Source organism: Plesiocystis pacifica SIR-1 (assembly GCF_000170895.1).
In the GTDB taxonomy this organism is placed as follows: Bacteria; Myxococcota_A; Polyangia; order Nannocystales; family Nannocystaceae; genus Plesiocystis; species Plesiocystis pacifica.
Window position 1 is genome coordinate 63426 of sequence record NZ_ABCS01000039.1, and the last position, 18878, is coordinate 82303.

Below are 18878 nucleotides of genomic sequence, written 5' to 3' on the forward strand. Positions count from 1 at the left end.
TCTCGGCCTTGGTGGGCGCGGCGGTGCTGTGTCTGGTCGCCTGCGAAGACCCCGGCGGGTTGCGCATCGAAGACCCCGAGGCGCCGAGCGACGCCGGCCCGCAGTGGGGCTCGGACGAGCTCGGCGAGGAGGGCAACCTGCCCGACACCGGCCTCCCGGAGACGGAGGGCTCGGGCTCGGACGAAGAGGGCGGCGAGGCGAACCCGACCTTCGTGGAGCCGGGGGCGACCTGGCGCTACGAGACGGGCGCCGCGGCTTCGCCCGAGTGGATGAGCCCTGCCTTCGACGACAGCGCCTGGTCCGAGGGCCCCGCTCCGCTGGGGGCGCTGCTCCAGGTCGCGACGCCGATCCCTGCCGGCCCCGCGCGCTTTCGGACCCGCTTCGAGGTCGAGGATCCGGGCGCCGTGTCCGGCTTGAACCTGCGCTTGCGTCGCGACGACGGCGCGGTGGTCTGGCTCAACGGCACGGAGGTGTTTCGCACCAACGTGCCCGCGAGCCCGAGCCTGCTCGAGCCCAGCGTCTACAGCCTGAGCGAGACCATCCTCTACGACGCCTTTCACTACTATCACGCCTTCCCGGATCCGGCGCTGCTGGTCCCCGGCACGAACACCCTCGCCGTCGCCATCCACGGCTACGAGGCCCTCGATCCCGACTCCGTCCTCGACGCCCTGCTCCGCGCCCACGACCCCAGCGCGCCGCCGGAGGTGCTGACCTGCCGCGTGCGCACGACGAGCTACGGCGGCAAGTACGGGCCGCGGCACGTGGGCGCGATCTGGATCGAGGACGCGCAGGGCGTCTTCGTGCGCAGCCTCGAGGTCTGGGGCGATGTTCGACGCGAGCACCTCGTGACCTGGGTCTCCGCCAGCGCGGAGAACGACGTCGACGCCATCACCTACGCGACCCGTCGGGTCCACGGCACGCACCAGGCGACCTGGGACCTGCTCCGGGCCGACGGGACCCCGGCGACGCCGGGCCTCTACCGCCTGCGCGCCGAGATCACCGAGGTCAACTCCAACGGCAACGCCGCGCCGGGTCCGACCATGGCCATCGACTTCGAGCTCGGCGCAGGTCCGACCCTGATCACCGAACTCAGCGCGGGAGACCCCGCGCGCTTCACCGACATCCTGCTCTACAGCCCCTGAGACCGCCATGCATCGCTCCTTGCAATCTGGACCGCTCCTCGCCCTCGCCCTCGCCCTCTCGGGCTGCGGCGGGCTCGGCAACAACGAAGACGGGACGACCACCGCGACCACGTCGACGCCTCCGTGGTCGGAGACCAGCGACGACGAGGTCGGCACCACCGACGAGGGGGGAGACGAAGAGAGCGAGAGCGAGAGCTCGACGACCACCGACGACGGCGGCGTGACGGAAGAGGACGACGGCGTTGATACTCTCCCGGGCCTCCCCGATCTGCCTCCCTCGGGCTCCGACGAGGACGACGAGGACGACGAGGACGACGAGGACGACGAGGACGACGAGGATGACGAGGATGACGAGGACGACGAGGACGACGAGGACGACGAGGACGAGGACGATGACGAGGATGACGACGACGACGACTGATCGCCTCCTCGTCGCCCTCAGCCTCGCCCTCGCCAGCTGCGCGACCACGCCCACGGACACGAAGTCCCTCGATCTCGAGGGGGCCGAGCACGCGGGCGCTGGGGTCGCGGTAGGGGAGGCCCCCGCGATCGAGCCCGACGACTGGGACGGCCTCGAGGCCGCGCTCCAGGGCGAGGGGCTCGTCGGTTGGATGCACGCCTCGGTCCCCGAGGCGGGGCTGTTCGTGTTCACCTACCGCAAGCCCGGGGACTTCTTCGCTTACGTCGACCTCCCCCTGGCCCCGACCAAGGAGAGCTACGCCGCCCTCGCCGAGCTGAGCCGTCACGACGAGGTCCGCCTCTACGGCAGCTTCGTCGGCAACGGGGCGTCCAAGCCCCACGTCCGCGTCTCCAAGGTCGAGCTCGTCGAGGCCTACGCCTCCGCCTACGAGACGCCGGCCTACGCGCGCGAGCTGTCGCTCCCCGAGGGGCTCTTGGAGGAGACCGAGATCGTCGCCAAGGTCCACGCCGTCGGCGGAGAAGGATCGGTCCTGGTGCTCGAGTGGCAAGACGCGGTGGTCCCCGTGCGGGTCAGCCGGCCCGAGCTCGTGAACGACCTGTGGCGCAACGACAAGGTCCGCGTCGCCGTCGCACCCGCGCCCTACCCAGGCAAGCCCGCCCACTGGCTCCTCGACACCGAGGCCGCGCAGCCCCTCGAGCTGCTCGAGCGCGTGGCCGAGCACCACGGCGAGCCCACGACCCTGCGCGGGCGGCTGGTGCTGTTCCCCAAGAGCCCGCAGATCATCTTCGACATCTACGCCCTCCAGGTCGAGGACGCCGACGGCATCCGGCGCAACTACACATTGGTCAACTTCGAGGACATGGACGCCTTCGAGGCCATCCGCGGGCGCCTCGGTGAGATCTGGGCGGCCTCGCCGGAGGCCGCGGTCAACGGCCGCAACAAGCTGGTCAAGCCGGGCCTCGAGCTCGAGGTCCAGGGGATCCTCAACGTGGTGTCGCCGGCCCAGGCGAACCCGCAGCTGCTGCTCGACTCGCCCGACAGCATCCGCGTGCTCGGGGACGCGCCGTGAGCCATCCCGAGTCGAGCAGCCAACGCGAATACTGGAACCAGCGCGGAGGCGCGAGGTGGGTGCGCAACCACGCCCGCCTCGCGGCGCTGCTGCAGCCCTACGAAGATCTCCTGCTCGAGCGCGCGCAGCTGAAGAAGGGCATGGCGGTGGTCGACGTGGGCTGCGGCATGGGCTCGCTGACCGCGGCGGTGGCCAGGGTTTGCGGGCCGGCGAAGGTGTGCGGCGTGGACATCTCCGAGCCCATGCTCTGCGCGGCCCGAGCGGCCTGCCCAACGCTGCGCTTGCTCGACGCCGACGCCCAGACCTGGACCCCCTCCGAGCCCGTCGACCGAGTCCTGTCGCGCTTTGGGGTCATGTTCTTCCCGGACCCGGCCGCGGCCTTCGCCAACATGCGCGGCTGGCTCGGCGATGGCGGCCGCTTCGTGGCGCTCGTCTGGCGAGCCATGGCCCACAACCCGTGGATCCGCGACGCCGTCGAGGTGTTCGAGCGCCACGTATCGACGCCCAGCTACGCGCCCGGCGGGCCGGGGCCCTGGTCCCTCGCCGACCGCGACGCCCTCGCAGCCTTGCTGCACGAGTCAGGCTTTGGCGCCGTCGAGATCGAGGCCCAGAGCCTCACGCTGCGCGTCCAGGGCGACGCCGAGGCGGCGCTGAACTACTACTGCGAGTGGAGCCCGTCGGCGCGTTTGTTCGAGGCGGCCGACGCCGAGCAGTCGGCCGCTCTGCGCCGCGACTTCGAGGCCCTGGTCGCCGGGTCCTTCGACGGCGCGGGGATCGACCTGGGCAGCTCGGTGTGGGTCGTGTCGGCGAGCGCGGGGTAGGCGTCCGAGAAAGTGGACACCTCGTCGTCGAAGATGCGCGTGCGCAAGGAGGCGCCGAGCAGGCTCGGGATCCCGCGCCACTCGTCGAAGTCGTAGTCGAGGCGCTCGACGATCTCGACGGCCTTGGGGTCGTGAACCAGGCCCGAGGCCTTGCGGGTCTCCTCGGCGCGCCCTTCAGCTGGTCAGGGGCGCTGCGTCGAACCACTCGATGAGCGCGTCGCAGCGAAAGCGCAGCATGTGTCCGGCCCGGTGCGCGCCCGGGATCTCACCGCGGGCGGCGAGGTCGTAGATGGCCTTGCGGTGGACGCCGAGGAGCGCGGCGACGTCCTCGGGCTCGAGGTACTCGGGGGTCACGGCGGTGCTGGGCTGATGCATGGCGGGTTCTTCGATGGGCGAGGGGAGAGGGCGGAGTCAGCAGCCGATCGCTCGGCTCGCGGGGCCGGCTTCGTAGCCGTCCTGGAAGGCCTCCCAGATCACGCTGGCGACCACCGCGTTATCGAGCCCGCCCGAGACGGTGGGGCTGCGCTTGGCCTGGGTCCTCGGTAGCGACTCATGGATTCTCTCTGCACTTCAATTGACGATAATGAAATCCAAAATCAAATAATTTATTCTCTCCACTCGAAATCGGCCGATGAGAGCCTCTAGAGATGGATTTTTGGATTTCTTTGATATCGAATGTCAGATTTGAAGAGGTGTGCGGGTATCCCGCCAGTCTGCGAGAGCGCTCCTCATCGAACCGGATCACGCATCGAGCCGCCCCTGCCATCACGTGTCGAAGGCTCCGCTTGCCCACCCAACACCAGCCCTTCGTCAGGTTTTCGCAGACGCCACGCGACCGTGCGTGAGTCGTCCGCGCGGCTGTCCAGGTAGGTGGGTCGCGCCCCTCGGCCGCGAGCGAACGAGCGACCTTTCTGGACCCAGCTTCGATATACTGCGCGCTCGACCGAAGGAATCTCCTCCTGATGCGAACGCTGACCACCGCTCTCCTCCTCACTCTGATCCCGAGCATCGCCTGGGCCCACGAAGGGCACGCCGCTGGCTCTGGCTGGAGCCACCATGCTCTCGAGATCGGCGTGGCGATGATCATCATCACCGCCTTCGCCTTCGCCTTTACCCCCGCCCGCCAGGCCATTGGCCAGCGCAAAGACGCCTGAACCACCGGAGTCGACGCATGTTTGATCGAATCAAGAAATCCATCCTGGACGCTGCCCCCCGCGCCGAGGCCCACTGTGACGGCCCCTGCGGCATCTACGACCCCGCCGCGGCTCGCATCACCGGCGAGGCCGTCCGTTCGATGACCAAGAAGATCCTGGCGCTCACGCCCCCGGATCCCACCGACGCCGAGGCGGTCGCGCGCTACCACAACACCCTCAGCCGCTACGTGGCCATCAAGGAGGAGCAGGCCGAGCACACCAAGCGCGAGCTGCTGATCCTGTGGACCGACTACTTCAAGCCTCCGCACCTCGAGAAGAACCCCAACATCCACGAGCTGTTTTGGAAGGCGGCGAAGCTGTGCTCGGCCTGCAAGGTCGAGGTCAGCGCGCAGCACGCTGACGAGCTGATGGACGCCATCAAAGAGATCCACGACGTCTTCTGGGCCACCAAGGGCCGGGAGGTCGCCTGGGTCCTCGCTGGCGGATGAACCCAGACCCGCGACGGCCCTCCTGTAGGGTCCTTGGCGCGGAGCTGTGGGCACTCCTTCGGGGGGCTCGCACGCTCCGCGTCGTGCATGGTGAGAGCATGGAGCCGACCCTCGTGGCCGGCGACGTGCTGTGGATCGACACGCAGGTCAGCGGTCTGCCCGAGCTCGGCTCCCTCGTGCTCATCCAAGATCCCCAAGAGCCGACGCGCGACATGGTCAAGCGGGTCCGCTCTCACGGCGAGGCGAGCTTCTCCGTGAGCAGCGACGACCCGACCCAGGGCCGCGACAGTCGGCAGTTCGGCTCGCTGCGCCTGACCCACCTGCGCGGCCGCGTGGTCGGTGTGTGGTCGAGCGAGGGCCTCAAAATTCCAGGGTCGTCTTGAAGTAGACGGCTCGACCGGGCCGCTGGACGCCGAAGTAGTCGAAGGCCGTGCGATCGGTGAGGTTTTGGACCTCGCCGGTGAAGCTCAGCGCGAAGCGGTCGCCGTAGATCAGGTAGGTCATGGACAGGCCGTGGAGCAGCTGCGCGTCCACGGTCTGCTTGAAGGCCACGAGCCCGACGCTCTCCCAGCCGCGGAAAAACTCGTGCACGTAGCGGGAGGTCCAGGTGAAGGACAGCTGATCCCGCTGGGTGGCGAGGCTCGAGAACTGCAGGCGCGCGCTGCCGTTGGCGAACAGGTAAGGCCGGTTGGGGATCCGGTCACCCTCGAAGTCCCCGAACGCCCCCTCGCTCGAGACGTTGCGGAAGTCCTGGTAGGTGAGGTTGCCGTCGAGGGCGAGGTAGTCCCCCGGCGAGGTCCAGCCCGCGCCGGCCTCGACGCCCACGGAGCGGGCTTTGAACACGTTTTGATAGCTGAAGACCTGGTCGTTGCCGAGCAGCACGATGAGCCGATCAGCCTCGCGCCAAAAGCCGTTGAGGTCGAGGCGCCAGCCGCCGGCTTTGGTGTCGGCCTTGTCGAGGCTCAGGCCGAGGTTGGCGTTGTGGCTGGTCTCGGGCTCGAGCTCGAGGTTGGCGACGATGCGCGTGCCGTTGCCAAAGATCTCGTCGGGCCGGGGCATGCGGGTCGCCCACTCGTAGGAGGCCTTGGCCCAGATCCACGGCGCGAAGCGGTAGCGCAGGGTGTCGCCGAAGCCGAAGCGGACCGTGTCGCGGTCGCGCTGGCGCGGGTCGCCGCCGGGCAGCTCCTCTTCGCTGCGCGCGAGCTGGACGTAGTTCTTGCCGAAGGCCACGTTCTCGAGGCGCTCGTCGAGGACCGTGAGGGTGTAGGCCAGGCCCGAGACCACGGTGCTCAGGTCGCGCTGGAAGGTCAGCGGGTCCCGGGCCTCGGGGTCGTCGAGGGTCCGGTCCTCGCCGCCCCGGGTCACGAAGGTCGGCGCGACCGAGAGGCCGAAGCCGTGGGCGGCGAAGGGCTGCCACTCGACGTTGGCGCGCAGGTAGGCGGTGTGCTCCCAGATCGCCTGGTCGACGGGGCCGATGCCGATCTCGCCGGGCTGGGGGCGGTCGAGGATGCACTGGCCGAACCAGTCGTAGACGCACTCGCCCATGTCGCTAAAGTCGGTCTTGGCCCAGCTGTAGCCGGCGACGGCGTCGAAGTCGACGTGGCGGGCGAAGGCCTTGCGGTACTCGAGGTTGGCCCCCGTCGTCAGGTGCTCGGTCTCGACCTCGCCGTAGGGCACGGTCATCACGACGTTGTGCTGGATGTCCTTGCGGGCGTAGGTCCCGAAGCCGCGGACGATGAAGCGGTCGGCCCAGCGCACGTCCACGGCCCCGAGCTCGAGGCGGCCGCCGCCGGCGAGGTAGCCGTCGTGGAAGCGGTAGATCCGGGCCGGGCTGAGCTGGCCCTGCATGTCCGCGACCTCGACGTCGATGGGGTAGTCGTTGGCGGTCGTGTCGAAGAAGCCCGAGACCCGGGCGAACAGGCCGATGGGGTCGAGGCGGCTCTGCAGCGAGCCGGTCAGGCGGTGGGTCTGGAAGGAGCCGCCCTGGTAAGACACCGCGCCGTGGGTCCCCGGGCCGGGCGGACGGCTGGCCAGGTTGACCGCGCCGCCGAGGGCGTCGGAGCCGTAGCGGATCGGGACCACGCCGCGGTAGACGTCGACGCGGTCGACGAGGTTGACGGGCACGTTGGCGAGGCCGACCCCGGCGGGGAAGCCCGAGAAGCCGAGGGGGACGCCGTCGAGGAACAGGCGGACCTGGTCGCCGGTGAGCCCGTTGAGCGACAAGCGCGTGCTCGAGCCCAGCCCGCCGCCGCGACGGATCGCCACGCCCTGGGAGCGCGCGAGCACCTCACCGAGGTCGGCGGCCTCGCGCTTGGCGGTCTCGGTGTCGATGACCTGGACGGCTTCGGCGGACTGGGCGAGGCGCTCGCCCTCGTCCTGGCGCTCGACGACGATCTCCTCGACGTCCTGGTCTTCGCGGGTGTCGGGGGCGTCGGTCGGGGGCGGCCCAAAGAGCGCGAGTGCGAGCGGGGCGACGAGCATGGTCGAGCCCGGAGTCTCATGAACTTGACTTTAATTTTCAATTGGTGGCAGCGCGAGTTAGGTCTCAGTGACTCATAACGTTGTCACTCAGTGGGCGTTGAGATCTGATTTCAACGGCGCGAAGCCCTCAGCCGTTGTCCTCGAAGTAGCAAAAGTCGATCAGGAAGGTCGCCGCGAGGGTCAGCGTGCGCAGCTGGGGCGTCATCGCCGGACCAAACTCGACGCCGAAGGTGTCGGCGTCGGTCATCGCCTCGCGCAGCAGGCCTCCCCACTGCTTGCTGATCTTCCCGACCTCGCTGCCCCCGGCCATGACCTTGAAGGTCCACGGGCGGAGCATGGGGCCGTGGAGCTGGGCGACCTCCTTGCCGCTCGCGTCGAGGATGGAAAAGCGCTTGGCGAGCAGGGACCAGCGCTGCTGGATCGCGCCCTGGGCGACGCCCTTGCCGTCGAACACGTCGAGACGGGCCAGGAACCATCGCCACGGACGGTCGAGCTCGAGCACCGAGGCGCCGCGCGCGTCTCGGATTGAGATCTTGAAGGGGCGGGAGGACTTGAGGGCCGAGCGGACCAAAAAACCCATGACGCCGTCCTTCCCGGACTCGGCGGCGTAGAGCATGGTCCCGCCGGTGGGCGACTCGATGGCGTAGTTGTTGCGCGACTCGAGGTCGGTGAACATCTCCGTCAGCTCTTTCTTTTGGCGGACGACGAGGGAGTCCGAGCGAATCACCGCGGGCAGGCTCATGGCCCGAGGATATCAGCGCGGGCGAGACCCTCGGGCGGCCCATCGACGCCGAGCACGGGCAGACGCCCCTGCGCACGAAAGCCCCCGAAGCCGAGGGCTCCGAGGGCTCCGAGGGCTGACAGGGCATCGCTCGGTAGGGCTCAGAGACTGTCAACGGATCCACGCCCCCGCTCGCGGGGGCGACCCGATGCCCTACCGAGAAAGGCAGCCGCCCACGGGTTCAACGCCAGCTGAGTCCGTGGACGACGCTTTCCTGGATCATGGGTCCCGGCGCGGCCGGGGTGGGCGACTGCTAGAAGCCTTCGGCGAGCTCGAGGAGGATCTCGCCGAAGTAGGCCGGGCTGTTGTCGAAGGTCATCGGCTCCGGGGTCGCGCCGGTGTAGTCGATGCCCTCGAGGGGCACGAAGGTGCCGCCGTCCTCCATGTAGAGGTTGAGCCAGATGTAGTACTCGCCGGTCTGCAAGAAGGGCGTGATGACCAGCGGGTAGCGCTGGTTGGGGCTCAGATCCGGGGCGTCGATCTCGGCCAGGATGGCGTCAGGGGGGCCAGCCGGGGGGATGGTGGTGTAGAGCGCGACGGCGAGGGAGCGGGTCTCGCCCTCGAAGGTGCTCGGGATCAGGATGTCGCCGCACAGGGAGAACATCTCGTCGCAGATCGGGTCGTCCATGGCGCTGGGGCCCTCGAAGGGACCGTTCTCGCCGGTGGTCTCGGTGTCCTCGCCGTCCTCCGAGGTCTCGGCGTCCTCGCCGACGTCCTCGGCCTCGTCGCCGTCGTCCTCGGCCTCGTCGCCGGTGTCCGAGTCGCCGACCATGTCGTCTTGATCCTCGCTGGAGTCGCAGCCCAGGGGGCCGGCGAAGACCAGGCCGAGGGCTAGGCCGAAGCCGAGGATGGGGTGATGCTTGGTGTCGGTGATCATGGCGCTGCGCTCAGTAGGTGAAGGTGCAGTTGAGGATGCGGCGGCCCATGAAGTCCGTGGAGCCGAACAGGCGGTAGGTGGTCCCGGGCACGAGCTCGGGGGCGTCGGCGGTCTCGGGCACGGCCTGGCGGGCGCCCTCGGGGATCTCACCGATGGCGACGGCGCCGGACTCGATGGGCTCGGCCTCGGTGTTGACGTAGAGCGCCCACACCGTGCCCTCGGGGCGGTCGAGGCTCAGGGGGAAGCCGGGCGTGAGCGAGTCTTCCTCGAGGACGTAGATTTGGCGCAGGGCGTCGCCGTTCCACACGATCTTGCCGTCCTCGATGCCCTCGAAGGGCGAGATGCACTCGTTGGGCTCCTTGAACAGGCCACCGAACAGAGCGTCGAACTGCGCCTGGCCCTCGACCATGTCCTCCTCGCCGCCGCCCCGGCGCTCGAACTCGCGGGTGAAGAACTCCCGCATGCGCTCGGGGTCGGTGGTCGGGAACAGGGTCTCGGTGCGGTCGTAGCCGTGGTTGTCGGCGGGGTCGAGCTTGCCGAACCACTTGTGGTCTTCGAACATGCCCGCGCCCATGGCCAGCTGCGCGTTGGTCATGGTGTCGGTCCACACCGCGGGCGCCGACACGTCGAAGCCCGAGGTGTTGCCGCTCTGGAGATCCGAGCCGTGGCAGCAGCCGCAGCCCGAGGCCTCGATCTGCTCCTCGACCCACTCGAGCTCGACGACGTACTCGGGGTCGTCGAGCAGCTCCATGGGCGACTCGTACTTGCGGGTCGGCTTGGCGAACCACGACGGGCCCTGGGTGAAGGGCGTCTCGCAGCTGAGCACGTCGTTGAACATCATGCCCTCGGGCACGGAGCCCGCGAACAGGTCCCACACGCACAGCTGCCCGTCTTCGAGGGTCGCGTCCGCTGGCAGGTCGGGGAAGTCCTCGGCCGGGAAGCAGACCTTCTCCGGGTAGACGAAGGTGCCCCCGACGAGTCCGCCCTCTGGAGGAGGGATGTCATAGTCTGTCCAAGGATTGACCTCGGGATCGATGCTGTTGGGGTCCTCTACATCGTCGCCGCAAGCTGCGCCCGAGAGGCCGAGGGTCAGGACCGGGATGAGGATAATAACGCGTTTCATGCGATCTGAGCGCCTTTGATTGAGTGGTCTATCAGGTCAAAGATATTCGTCAAGGGGTGTGTGAGGCAACTCCCCAAAGGCGTGCAGGGCGCCGTGCGGGGATCTCGCATGGCAAGGTTTGTTTATAGATGTGCGGCTCTGTCGCACCACGAGTTGGGCCGCGCTGGCTCGTAGGCTCGATCCCCTCGCGGTCGCGCTCCTCGATAGCCTCGAGTGGAGCAGCGCGCTCGAAGATGAAGACCAAGCATGCCAGCCCTAGCGAACAGCCTCACCTTTCCCCGGGCCCGTGCGGCCCTCATCGCGCTGGCCTGCCTCGGGCCGGCTTGCGACGAGGAGCCGGAGCCCGACCCCTACGCCGAGCGGGTCCGCGCAGACATCGAGGCGTGCCAGGCCGCGCTGCTCGAGCTCGCCCACTGCGGACCCGAGCCGGAGTGCTTCCCGAACGTCAGCATGGACATCCCCTTCTCGCTCGAGGTGCTCGCGGGCTGCGCGATCTCGGCGTGCGCGGCGGAGAGCCCGGAGGAGGTGGATCAGTGCCGCTACGAGGTCGCGACGATCCCGGGGCCCACGTGCGCGGCCGCGCGGAGCTTGTGCGAGTTCGGGGACCTCGAGGACAGCTGGGCCGCGCTGGACGGGGCCGCGTCAGGGTGAGCCCGCCGCGGCGAGCCGCCGTCGCCGGAGACCGAGCAGGGCCAAGAGCGCCAGGCCGCCCCAGAGAGGGGCCCCACGATCCCCGCCCCGGGTCACCGCACAACCTCGGACGTTCGGGTCGTCGAGGGGCTCCAGCTCGACGCGCTCGATCGCGCTCCAGCCCGAGAAGTTGCCGGCCAGGTCGACGGTCGCAAAGCGGACGTCCGCGCTCTCCCCGTAGTTGGCCTCGGGCCAGCTCGTCCGGCAGGTCTGGTTGCCGACGCTCACGTCGGTGGTCTCGTAGTCGATGTAGTCGATGGTCGAGGCGTCGGCGAGGGGCGCGGGCGCCTCGGCGTCGAGGTCGACGACGCCGTCGGCGTGCACGTCGATGATCGTGAACAGGCCGTCGTGCTCGACGGCGTACTCGACGTAGTGGTCCGCGCCGCAGCTGCCCAGATCATCGTGGTGGAACTCCTCCCCGCGGGTCGCGACGACGGGCGGGGGGGCGTCGGTGTCGGGCCCCTCGCCGACGGTGAAGCTGGTGGTCACGTCGAAGTAGAGCTCGGGGCAGTTGAGCTGGAAGGTGTAGCTGGCGTCGGCCTCCAGGGGGGCGAGGGGCGTGATCACGGCGCTGTTTTGGAAGGCCTGGTGGTCGTAGGGGACCTCGCCGTCGGGGCCGACGAGGGCGGGCAGGGGGACGTCGCCGCAGTACGCGGACCAGGACTCGAAGAAGAAGGCGCCGTTGAGGATCCAGACCTTGGTGTTGGTCGGCGCGACCGTGTCGGCGGGGTAGATGTTGATGATCTCGCTGCACGAGCAGGCTTGCGCGGCTCGGGGCGCGGCGAGGAGGGCCAGGGCGGCGAGGGGGAGCACGGCGACGCGACGCATATCGATGGACCAGACCATGCACGCATGGTGCCAGGGGGACGCTCGGGCTGTCGCGCGGGTTTTTGAGCGGGTCTTCGAGCCTTGGCCGTCGCGGGGGCGCCAACTTCGTTGTCGAGGCCGGCAGCGGCGTGGTCAGCCGGGTCAGCCCAGGCTGCCGCCGCCGAACACCCCGAGGGCGCGGAGCAGCCAGGCCGCGTCGGCGGTGTGCAGCACCGTCGGATCGCTGGGGTCGGCCTCGTTCCCAGACTGGGTGCTGCGGTCCCGGGCCATGGTCATCAGCGCGCCGTCGATGGCCCCGGACAGGCGCGTGGCGATGAGCATGCACGAGCGGTGCAGCACGCGGGCGAGCTTGTCGGGGGCGCCGTGCCAGTGGTCGAGCTCCCGGGACAGGGCCCGGCGCAGCTCGGCGTCGAGCTTGGAGGCGGTCAGGCCCCGGGACGCGAGGGTGTCGACGAGGCCCTTGGCGGTGTCCGACTGCGGCTCGTGGCGCGGCTTGACCAGGGCCGTGAGCGCGTCGAGGAGGTCGGGCAGGGGGATCGGGAAGTTGTCGAAGGTGATCGCCAACCCCGTGGCCAGGGCGGCGGCGGCGTAGGCCATGCGGTAGCGACGCTCGGGCTCGGGGACGTCGATGAAGTCCTCGTTGAGCACGATGGTCGGGCGCGAGAGGTTGCGGATGCCGACCCCGCCCGGGAGGCTGTCCTCGGTCACGGCGACGTGGATGTCGAGGGCCAGGGCCTTGCGCCACGGGGTCACGATGCGCGTGCCCTGCTGCACGGCGCTGCGCTCCTTGGCGGTCCGGGCCGCCCGCGCGTTGCCCAGGCGCCCGCGGATGCCGCTGAGCTGCGGGCGCAGCTGGAGCAGGACGTCGCGCAGGGCCCCGCGCCACTCGAGGGGGATCCAGGCCGGCTCGTGGATGGGCTCGCGGGGCAGCTCGCTCGCGGGCAGGCGCGTGGTCAGCACGGGCACGGGGCCGCTCGGCGCCATGTAGGCGGCGATCTGGTAGAGGTTGCGGGCCAGGGCCATGCGCCGAAAGGCCTCGTTGAGGCGCGCCAGACCCAGGGCGAGGCCGGCCTGCACGGGCTGGCCCGCGGCCCAGGCCCCGAGCTCGTCGAGCAGCTCTTCGGTGCCGCCGCACAGGGCCGCGGCGGCGCTGAGCAGGGCGTCGAGGCGGGGCAGGGGGCCCTCGCGGGCGATGCCGTCGAGGAGCTGGGCCGTGGCCGGCCACAGCACGCGCTGCCGGACGTCGCGCTCGTGGCGGTCGCCGATCGAGCGGGCCAGGGTCCGCTTGCCGCGGAGCACGGCCTCGGTCAAGGCGGCGTAGAGCAGGGCCTCGTGGGTGTCCCCGGCGATCGAGCGCAGCTCGATGGCGAGCTCGAGCACGCGGTCGTGGTCGTTGTGGGTGAACACCAGCGGCAAGAGCACGGACCGGGCCTCGGTGCTGGTCGTCGACACGGCCCGGGCGCGCTCGAGCAAGCGGCGGGCGGCGAGCATGGAGTCCTTGCCCGCGCTCGCGCTGCTCCCGCTGCTGCCCCCACCACCTTGGGTCGCGTCGCCGTGGTCGAGGTGGACCTGGGCCGCGCGGGTCAGCCAGTGGGCCTGCTCGGTGGTCTCGATGGTCAGGTTGGCGAGCTGCTCGAGGGCGCGGGCGAGGGCGCCCCAGTCCTCGGCCTGCTCGAGCAGCTCGGCGTAGAGGCGGGTCAGGCCCTGGTCCGAGGGCTTGTCGAGCAGCGCGGTCCGGCAGGTCGCCCGGGCGTCGACGAGGTTGCCGACGGCGCGCTGGGCCCGGGCGAGCTCGAGGGCCACGTCGGCGGCGCGGTCGGGCCAGTGGCGCCGGCACAGCTCCAGGCGCTCCTCGAGCAGGGGGATGCGGTCGTGGGTGCGCCCGGCGGCCTCGAGCAGGCCGTCGAGGAGGTTGAGCGCGGACAGGCGCAGGTCCACGGGGGCCTCGCCCGCGAGCAGCTGGCGGAGCACGCCCTGGGCCTGCTCGCGCCGCTCGAGGCGGAGCGCGGCCTCGGCCAGGCGCAGGGTCAGCAGCGGCGGGCGCTGGCGCGGGGACAGCTGGCTGAGCTCGTCGCAGATGGTCTGGTCGACCTCGCGCTCGTCGCTGGCCCCGGCGATGTCGCCGAGCAGCTTGGTGGCGGGGGCGTGGGTCGGGTCGCGGTCGAGGGCCCGGCGGACCACGGCGACGGCGAGCTTGGGGTCGCGCAGGCCCGACCACGCGAACCGGGCCGCGGCGCTGAGCAGGCTCGCGGCCTCCTCGGAGTTGCCCGTGCGCGCGGCCAGGTCCTCGTAGAGGTTGACGATGCGCCCGTAGTCGCCGGACTCGGCGAACACGTTGCGGAGCACGGCCAGGGCCGGGGTGCGGTGCTCGGGCACGTCGTCGTCGAGGAGCTCGTGGGCGAGCTCGAGCTGGTCCTTGGTCAGCTGCTCGACGGCCTCGCGCTCGTCGAGGGTGCGCGCGATGTCCCGCAGCCGGCCGAGCAGTTCGAGGCGCTCGGTGGGGTCCTCGCTGGCCTCGAACTCGGCGCGCAGCGCCTTGCGGCGCTTGCGAAGATCGAACTCGCCCTGATCAATCTCGACGATCTGCTGGTAGCGCGAGGCGACGTGGGCGCGCAGCTCCGGGGGCACGTCGTCGTAGGCGGTCGCGGCCTTGGCCGCGGCGATGGCCGGGGGCAGGGTGTCGTTGCGCAGGTGCAGCTCGGCGGCGATGAGCAACAGCCGGGCCCGGGCGGCGTCCTCGATCTTTTCTTCGGGGCGCCCGGGGCTGCGGGCGAGCTGCTCGAGGCGGGTCGCGGCCTCGCCCGGCGCGGGCAGGCGGCCGACGATGGCGATGGCGCGGTTGACCACGACGACGTCGGTGGCGGCCTGCTGGATCGCCGCGGCGAGGTTGCGTAGGGCGCTCTGGGCGTCGCTGAGCCGGTCGAGGTAGGTCTCGGCCAGGTCGAGGTGGGTCAGGGCCCGGCGCGGCCCCGGGGGCAGCTCGCGGATGGCCAGGAAGTACATGTGCGCGACGATCGACCACTCGCTGCGCGCGGTCGCGAGGTCGAGGAGCATCTGCCGGGCCTGGGCGTGCATGGCGTCCGCGCCGATCGCCTCGAGCAAGAGCGCCCGGGCCCGCTCGCCGGCCTCGGACATCGGGTCCTCGCGGAAGTCCGCGGCCAGGACCATGGCCTGGCGGTAGCCGACCTCGGCGCGCATGCTGCTCGACAGCGGCAGGGCGGCGAGGCGGTCGAGGACGGCGCTCTGATCCTCGCCGCGGTCCATCCGATCGTAGAGCCGGGCGAGCTCGAACAGCGCGCGCTGGGACTCGGGGGCGCGCTCGAGGGCGAGGCGGAGCACGGCCTCGGCCTCTGGCTCGCGCTCGAGCTCGATGAGCGCGCGGGCGGCCGAGGCCGCGTCGTCGGCCGCCCGGTCGTCGGGCAGCTGGGGGCTGGTCGCGGCCTTGGACAGGGGCTCGACGGCGTCCTCGAGCCGGCCCTGGCGGGCGAGCAGGCGGCCCAGACCCTCGAGGGCGTTGGCCAGCTCGCCGTCGATCTCGAGGGCCTCCCGGTAGCGCCGCTCGGCCTCGAGCTCGTGGTCGTCGTGGGGCGAGAGCAGGTCGGCGAGCAGGGCCAGGAGCGAGGGCTTGTAGTCCTCGCGCAGCTCGGGCAGGCGCAGCAGCAGGCGGTTGCGGACGTTGATGACCGAGTCCGTGCCCGCGAGCAGGACCCGGGCGCGGCCGCCCGCGCGGGGGTTCTCGAGGGGGTTGGCCAGGTAGGCGTCGAGGAAGAAGCGGGCCGCCTCGTGGGGCCGGCGCAGGGGGCCCTCGAGCAGCTCGCCGATGCGGAAGTCGGCCTCGGCCTTGCGGTCGAAGTCGCCGAGCTGGGCGAGCTTGCGCGAGCGCACCGTGAGGATGCGGACCAGGTCGTCGTAGCGCTGCTGGCTGCGGTACCAGCGGGCCAGGGTCGCAAGGCCGGCGTCGGGCAGGGCGTCGAGCTGCTCGAGCAGGACGTAGACCCGGGCCGTGCGCTCGCCGTCGTCGCCGTGCTCGCCCAGGGCCTGGGCGAGGCGCTGGAGCAGGTGCAGGCGGGGGTTCTCGGCGTTGGGCAGGCCGGGGAAGCGGCGCCGGGGATCGGCGAGGCCGCGCAGCTCGGCCGTCAGCTCGCCGTCGAGGTGGGCGATCAGGGCGCTGTAGCGACCGCGGCGCTCAAGCACGTCGGCGAGGGCCAGCTGCAGGCGATCGCTGAGGCGGTAGCTCGCGCGCTGGGCCAGCTCGAGGGACACGGCGTGGGTGCCGAGGCTCGTGGGCGGCGGCGGCGGGACGAGGGGCAGGGTGCCGCTCTCGGAGGCGGCTGGCTCAGGCTCGGGCTCGTCGCTCTCGACGATCGCGTCGAACAGCGCGTCGGTGTCGAGCTCGGTCGCCTCGGACATCTCCGAGAGCTCCGACGCCGCCCCGCCGTCGGCCAGCAAAAGCACCGTCGACAGCTCCTCGAGCAGGTCGGGGCGCTCGCTGAGCTGGGCCTGGAGCTGGCGCTCGCTCAGGCTGTCGAGGTTGTCGAGGGCCAGGCGCAGGGAGCTCTCGGCCCGGGGCAGGGCGTCGACGCGGTCGCGCAAGATGGCCGCGATGCGCTCGAGGGTGAGCACGCGGTCGAGGCCCTGCTGGCGGGGGTACTCGCGCTCGAGCAGCTCGACCAGGGCGGTCCAGCGCTGGCGCTGCTCGTAGAGCTCGGCCAGGGCCGCGACCGCGCCGGCGCGCCCCGGGGCCTCCTCGTTGACGGCCTCGAGGTCGGCGATGGCCTCTTCCAGCCGACCGAGGGGCTCGGTCAACAGGCGGGCGCGCTCTTCGAGGGCCTCGACCCGGGCGCTGCCGGCCGTGCGGTTGGCGATGGCGGCCAGCATGCGCACGCGGTGCTCGGGGTCGCCGGCGAGCTGCTCGAGCTCGCGCAGGCGGTCGCGGGTCCGGGCCTCGTCGGGGACCCGGCCCAGGATCTTGCGCAGGAGCTTCTCGGCCAGGTCGTGCTCGCCCGTGGCCAGGGCCGCGTCGGCGGCTCGGTGGCCCAGGGCGGCGAAGGCCACGGCGCCCATGGGCACGAGCTCGAGCACCGAGAGGCTCAGCTCGATGGCCCGGTCGAGCTGCGGCTTGGCGTAGTAGTGGTCGAGGAGCGGGAGCATCAGGTCTGGGTCCTCGGGGGCGAGCTCGAGGGCCCGCTCGAGGTGACCGATGGCCGCGTCCGGGTCGCCGAGGATGTCGGCGCACAGGTGCGCGAGGTGCTTGAGGTCGGCGACGCGGCGGGCGTCGTCGGTGTCCATGGTGACCCGCAGCTCGAGCAGCTCGAGGGCGCGGGTCCAGTGCTTGGCGTCCTCGAGGGCGTCGACGAGCACGGCGAACTCGGCGTCCTCGCTCCACTGGACCCGGGCGCGGCGGGCCAGCAAGGCGGCGGCGTCCCGGCGCTCGAAGAGCTGGCCGAAGCCGACCCACAGCATGGCGCGGCGGTTGGGCGGGAGGTGATGGCGCTGCTCGAGGCGCGCGGCGAGCTGCTCGAGGGTGGTGTCGGCGTGGATCAGCCGGGCCTCGCGGTCGACGCCCGCGAGCTCGACCTCGACGTGGCCGAGGATCAGCGCGTGCAGCTCGGGGCTCGCGGGGTGCTCGACCAGGGCGCGGTCGCGGAGCGACTCGACCTCCGGAGCGATCTCGTCGAGGCCCAGGGCGACGGCGCGCATGCCCAGCTCGAGCAGCAGGGCGAGGTGCCCGGGGTCGCCGCGGTACATCGCGGTGGTCTCGAGGGCGGTCCAGCGCGGGGCGAAGGCCGGCGGGATGTGGGCGACGGGCAGGACGTCGCCGTCTCGTTGTTCGCGGGCCGCGTCGGCGTCGACGAGGGCCTGCTCGACCACGCCGAGGACCACGTCGAAGTAGTCGGAGGGGGCGCTGTCGAGGAGCTGCAAGGCGGCGTTGCGGAGGTTGAGGGCGGTGACCGCCGGGGCGCGCTCGGCCAGCATGCCCAGGCGCCGACCGGTGGCCTGGAAGTCGTGCTCGAGCATGCGCAGCAGCCGGGACACGAGGGCCTCGGTCTCGTCGGAGGCCCGGGCGGCGAGGAGCTCCTCGTCGATCTCCGACAGCTCGTCCTCGACCAGGCCGAGCTTGCGGATCGCCCACTCGCGCAGGTCGAGGAGCTCGGGCGAGGCCGCGCGCTGGGGGCTCATGCGATCGAGCTGGGCGAGCAGGCGCTCGGCGTCGCCGAGCTCGACGGCCGTGAACGCGAGCTCGGCCGCGAGGCGATCGCGGCTGGCGGTGCGAGCGGTGCTCGTCTCGGCCGCGTCCGTCGGCTGCGAGAGCGCCGCGATCGCGCTGTCGAGGGCGTCGGCGTAGCGGGTCTGCTCCCCGGTGGCCACGCACAGGTCCTTGAGCGCGGACATCAGCAGGGCGTCGTCGGGGTGGTCGAGGAGCGCGGACTCGACCAGGCTCAGGCCCTCGTCGCCGCGCCCGAGGGCGATGGCGAGGATGCTGGCCTCGAGGCGCATCTCCATGGCGCCGAGCCGCCCGTCAAAGGCGGCGCGCAGCTGGGCCCGGGCCTGGGCCTCGCGCTCCCAGGCGAGCTCCCGGCGCTGGCGCATCTCCGGGCGCAGGGCCGCGGGCACGCCGGCGTCGAGGGTGTCGATGTCCGTGGTCAGCGGGTCGACGCCGGTCTCGACCAGGGCCAGCCACGCCGCCGCGACCTCGCGGTGCACGGCGGAGTGGGGCGGGGCAGCGGCGGCGGCCCGCTCGAAGGCGCGGATCGCCAGCTCGACGCGCTCGGGCGCGGGCTCGCCGGGGGTGCCCTCGCGGTGGCCGAGCAGGGTGTGGGCGCGGCCGGCCTCGAGCAAGAGCTCGGTCCGGGACTCGGGGGCGCTGCGGGCCGGCTGCTCGAGCAGGGCCTCGATGGCGCGCAGCTGGGCCTCGGGGTCGTCGGCCGCGATCGCCAGCTCGCGCAGGCGCTCGAGCACGCTCAGCTCGCCGGGCTGGATCAGCAGGGCGCGCTCGAGCAGG

At 71.4% G+C, this 18878-nt stretch carries 15 protein-coding genes; 8 read left to right on the plus strand and 7 right to left on the minus strand.

Translation table 11 applies throughout. The features are described from left to right. Nucleotides 1–11 precede the first annotated feature (11 nt). From PPSIR1_RS20310 to PPSIR1_RS20325, 4 genes are read left to right on the plus strand one after another with little or no spacing between them, the layout of a single operon-like run. Nucleotides 12–1142 carry a DUF2271 domain-containing protein gene (locus PPSIR1_RS20310; protein WP_157595754.1) on the plus strand — a complete coding sequence of 377 codons (1131 nt, stop codon included), beginning with the start codon at nucleotides 12–14 and terminating at the stop codon, nucleotides 1140–1142. A 7-nt stretch (nucleotides 1143–1149) separates the two neighbouring features. After that, nucleotides 1150–1563 carry a hypothetical protein gene (locus PPSIR1_RS49440; RefSeq protein WP_006973014.1) on the plus strand — a complete coding sequence of 138 codons (414 nt, stop codon included), beginning with the start codon at nucleotides 1150–1152 and terminating at the stop codon, nucleotides 1561–1563. After that, nucleotides 1544–2632, plus strand: a complete 1089-nt coding sequence (locus PPSIR1_RS20320; RefSeq protein ID WP_006973015.1) for a hypothetical protein — start codon at nucleotides 1544–1546, stop codon at nucleotides 2630–2632. The genes PPSIR1_RS49440 and PPSIR1_RS20320 overlap by 20 nt, the downstream gene beginning before the upstream one ends. A gap of 59 nt (nucleotides 2633–2691) precedes the next feature. Further along, complete coding sequence (locus tag PPSIR1_RS20325) at nucleotides 2692–3453, plus strand: class I SAM-dependent methyltransferase (RefSeq protein ID WP_006973016.1); 762 nt, start codon at nucleotides 2692–2694, stop codon at nucleotides 3451–3453. Nucleotides 3454–3627: 174 nt separating this feature from the next. On the opposite strand, the gene PPSIR1_RS20330 is transcribed toward PPSIR1_RS20325, so the two are convergent. After that, nucleotides 3628–3828, minus strand: a complete 201-nt coding sequence (locus PPSIR1_RS20330; RefSeq protein WP_006973017.1) for a helix-turn-helix domain-containing protein — start codon at nucleotides 3826–3828, stop codon at nucleotides 3628–3630. A gap of 587 nt (nucleotides 3829–4415) precedes the next feature. Here PPSIR1_RS20330 and PPSIR1_RS20335 point away from each other — a divergent pair. Genes PPSIR1_RS20335 through PPSIR1_RS20345 form a run of 3 tightly spaced genes read left to right on the plus strand, consistent with a single transcriptional unit; the run spans nucleotide 4416 to nucleotide 5478 of the window. Next, on the plus strand, nucleotides 4416–4607 hold the full coding sequence (locus PPSIR1_RS20335) for a hypothetical protein (RefSeq protein WP_006973019.1): 192 nt from the start codon (nucleotides 4416–4418) through the stop codon (nucleotides 4605–4607). A 17-nt stretch (nucleotides 4608–4624) separates the two neighbouring features. Next, nucleotides 4625–5095, plus strand: a complete 471-nt coding sequence (gene sodN, locus PPSIR1_RS20340; protein ID WP_006973020.1) for a superoxide dismutase, Ni — start codon at nucleotides 4625–4627, stop codon at nucleotides 5093–5095. Beyond that, on the plus strand, nucleotides 5092–5478 hold the full coding sequence (locus PPSIR1_RS20345) for a S26 family signal peptidase (protein ID WP_086001528.1): 387 nt from the start codon (nucleotides 5092–5094) through the stop codon (nucleotides 5476–5478). The genes sodN and PPSIR1_RS20345 overlap by 4 nt, the downstream gene beginning before the upstream one ends. Here PPSIR1_RS20345 and mxcH read toward each other — a convergent pair. The 4 genes from mxcH to PPSIR1_RS20365 form a co-directional block, all read right to left on the minus strand. After that, entirely contained in the window at nucleotides 5456–7576 is a 2121-nt protein-coding gene (mxcH, locus tag PPSIR1_RS20350) for a TonB-dependent siderophore myxochelin receptor MxcH (protein ID WP_006973022.1), read from the minus strand. The genes PPSIR1_RS20345 and mxcH overlap by 23 nt on opposite strands. Nucleotides 7577–7703: 127 nt before the next feature. Then, the gene (locus PPSIR1_RS20355; protein WP_006973023.1) at nucleotides 7704–8318 is read right to left on the minus strand and encodes a phospholipid scramblase-related protein; all 615 of its coding nucleotides are present in this window, start codon (nucleotides 8316–8318) and stop codon (nucleotides 7704–7706) included. A gap of 292 nt (nucleotides 8319–8610) precedes the next feature. Beyond that, nucleotides 8611–9234: a hypothetical protein gene (locus PPSIR1_RS20360; RefSeq protein WP_006973024.1), complete on the minus strand. Its 624-nt coding sequence runs from the start codon at nucleotides 9232–9234 to the stop codon at nucleotides 8611–8613. 10 nt (nucleotides 9235–9244) lie between these two features. Continuing rightward, entirely contained in the window at nucleotides 9245–10357 is a 1113-nt protein-coding gene (locus tag PPSIR1_RS20365) for a hypothetical protein (RefSeq protein WP_006973025.1), read from the minus strand. Nucleotides 10358–10603: 246 nt separating this feature from the next. Here PPSIR1_RS20365 and PPSIR1_RS20370 point away from each other — a divergent pair, with 246 nt between their 5' ends. Further along, nucleotides 10604–11008 (plus strand): hypothetical protein, encoded by a 405-nt coding sequence (locus PPSIR1_RS20370; protein WP_006973026.1) that lies wholly within the window; start codon nucleotides 10604–10606, stop codon nucleotides 11006–11008. Here PPSIR1_RS20370 and PPSIR1_RS20375 read toward each other — a convergent pair. Then, nucleotides 11000–11893 carry a hypothetical protein gene (locus PPSIR1_RS20375; RefSeq protein WP_006973027.1) on the minus strand — a complete coding sequence of 298 codons (894 nt, stop codon included), beginning with the start codon at nucleotides 11891–11893 and terminating at the stop codon, nucleotides 11000–11002. The genes PPSIR1_RS20370 and PPSIR1_RS20375 overlap by 9 nt on opposite strands. Nucleotides 11894–12016: 123 nt before the next feature. Then, nucleotides 12017–18835, minus strand: a complete 6819-nt coding sequence (locus tag PPSIR1_RS20380; protein WP_232296514.1) for a hypothetical protein — start codon at nucleotides 18833–18835, stop codon at nucleotides 12017–12019. Nucleotides 18836–18878: the final 43 nt, after the last annotated feature.

Excerpts from the sequence above, each read along its gene's own strand:
- PPSIR1_RS49440 (WP_006973014.1), top strand. The coding sequence starts at position 1,150 with ATGCATCGCTCCTTGCAATCTGGACCGCTCCTCGCCCTCGCCCTCGCC.
- PPSIR1_RS20320 (WP_006973015.1), top strand. The coding sequence starts at position 1,544 with ATGACGACGACGACGACTGATCGCCTCCTCGTCGCCCTCAGCCTCGCC.
- PPSIR1_RS20330 (WP_006973017.1), bottom strand. The coding sequence starts at position 3,828 with ATGCATCAGCCCAGCACCGCCGTGACCCCCGAGTACCTCGAGCCCGAG.
- PPSIR1_RS20335 (WP_006973019.1), top strand. The coding sequence starts at position 4,416 with ATGCGAACGCTGACCACCGCTCTCCTCCTCACTCTGATCCCGAGCATC.
- sodN (WP_006973020.1), top strand. The coding sequence starts at position 4,625 with ATGTTTGATCGAATCAAGAAATCCATCCTGGACGCTGCCCCCCGCGCC.
- PPSIR1_RS20345 (WP_086001528.1), top strand. The coding sequence starts at position 5,092 with ATGAACCCAGACCCGCGACGGCCCTCCTGTAGGGTCCTTGGCGCGGAG.
- mxcH (WP_006973022.1), bottom strand. The coding sequence starts at position 7,576 with ATGCTCGTCGCCCCGCTCGCACTCGCGCTCTTTGGGCCGCCCCCGACC.
- PPSIR1_RS20355 (WP_006973023.1), bottom strand. The coding sequence starts at position 8,318 with ATGAGCCTGCCCGCGGTGATTCGCTCGGACTCCCTCGTCGTCCGCCAA.
- PPSIR1_RS20360 (WP_006973024.1), bottom strand. The coding sequence starts at position 9,234 with ATGATCACCGACACCAAGCATCACCCCATCCTCGGCTTCGGCCTAGCC.
- PPSIR1_RS20365 (WP_006973025.1), bottom strand. The coding sequence starts at position 10,357 with ATGAAACGCGTTATTATCCTCATCCCGGTCCTGACCCTCGGCCTCTCG.
- PPSIR1_RS20370 (WP_006973026.1), top strand. The coding sequence starts at position 10,604 with ATGCCAGCCCTAGCGAACAGCCTCACCTTTCCCCGGGCCCGTGCGGCC.
- PPSIR1_RS20375 (WP_006973027.1), bottom strand. The coding sequence starts at position 11,893 with ATGGTCTGGTCCATCGATATGCGTCGCGTCGCCGTGCTCCCCCTCGCC.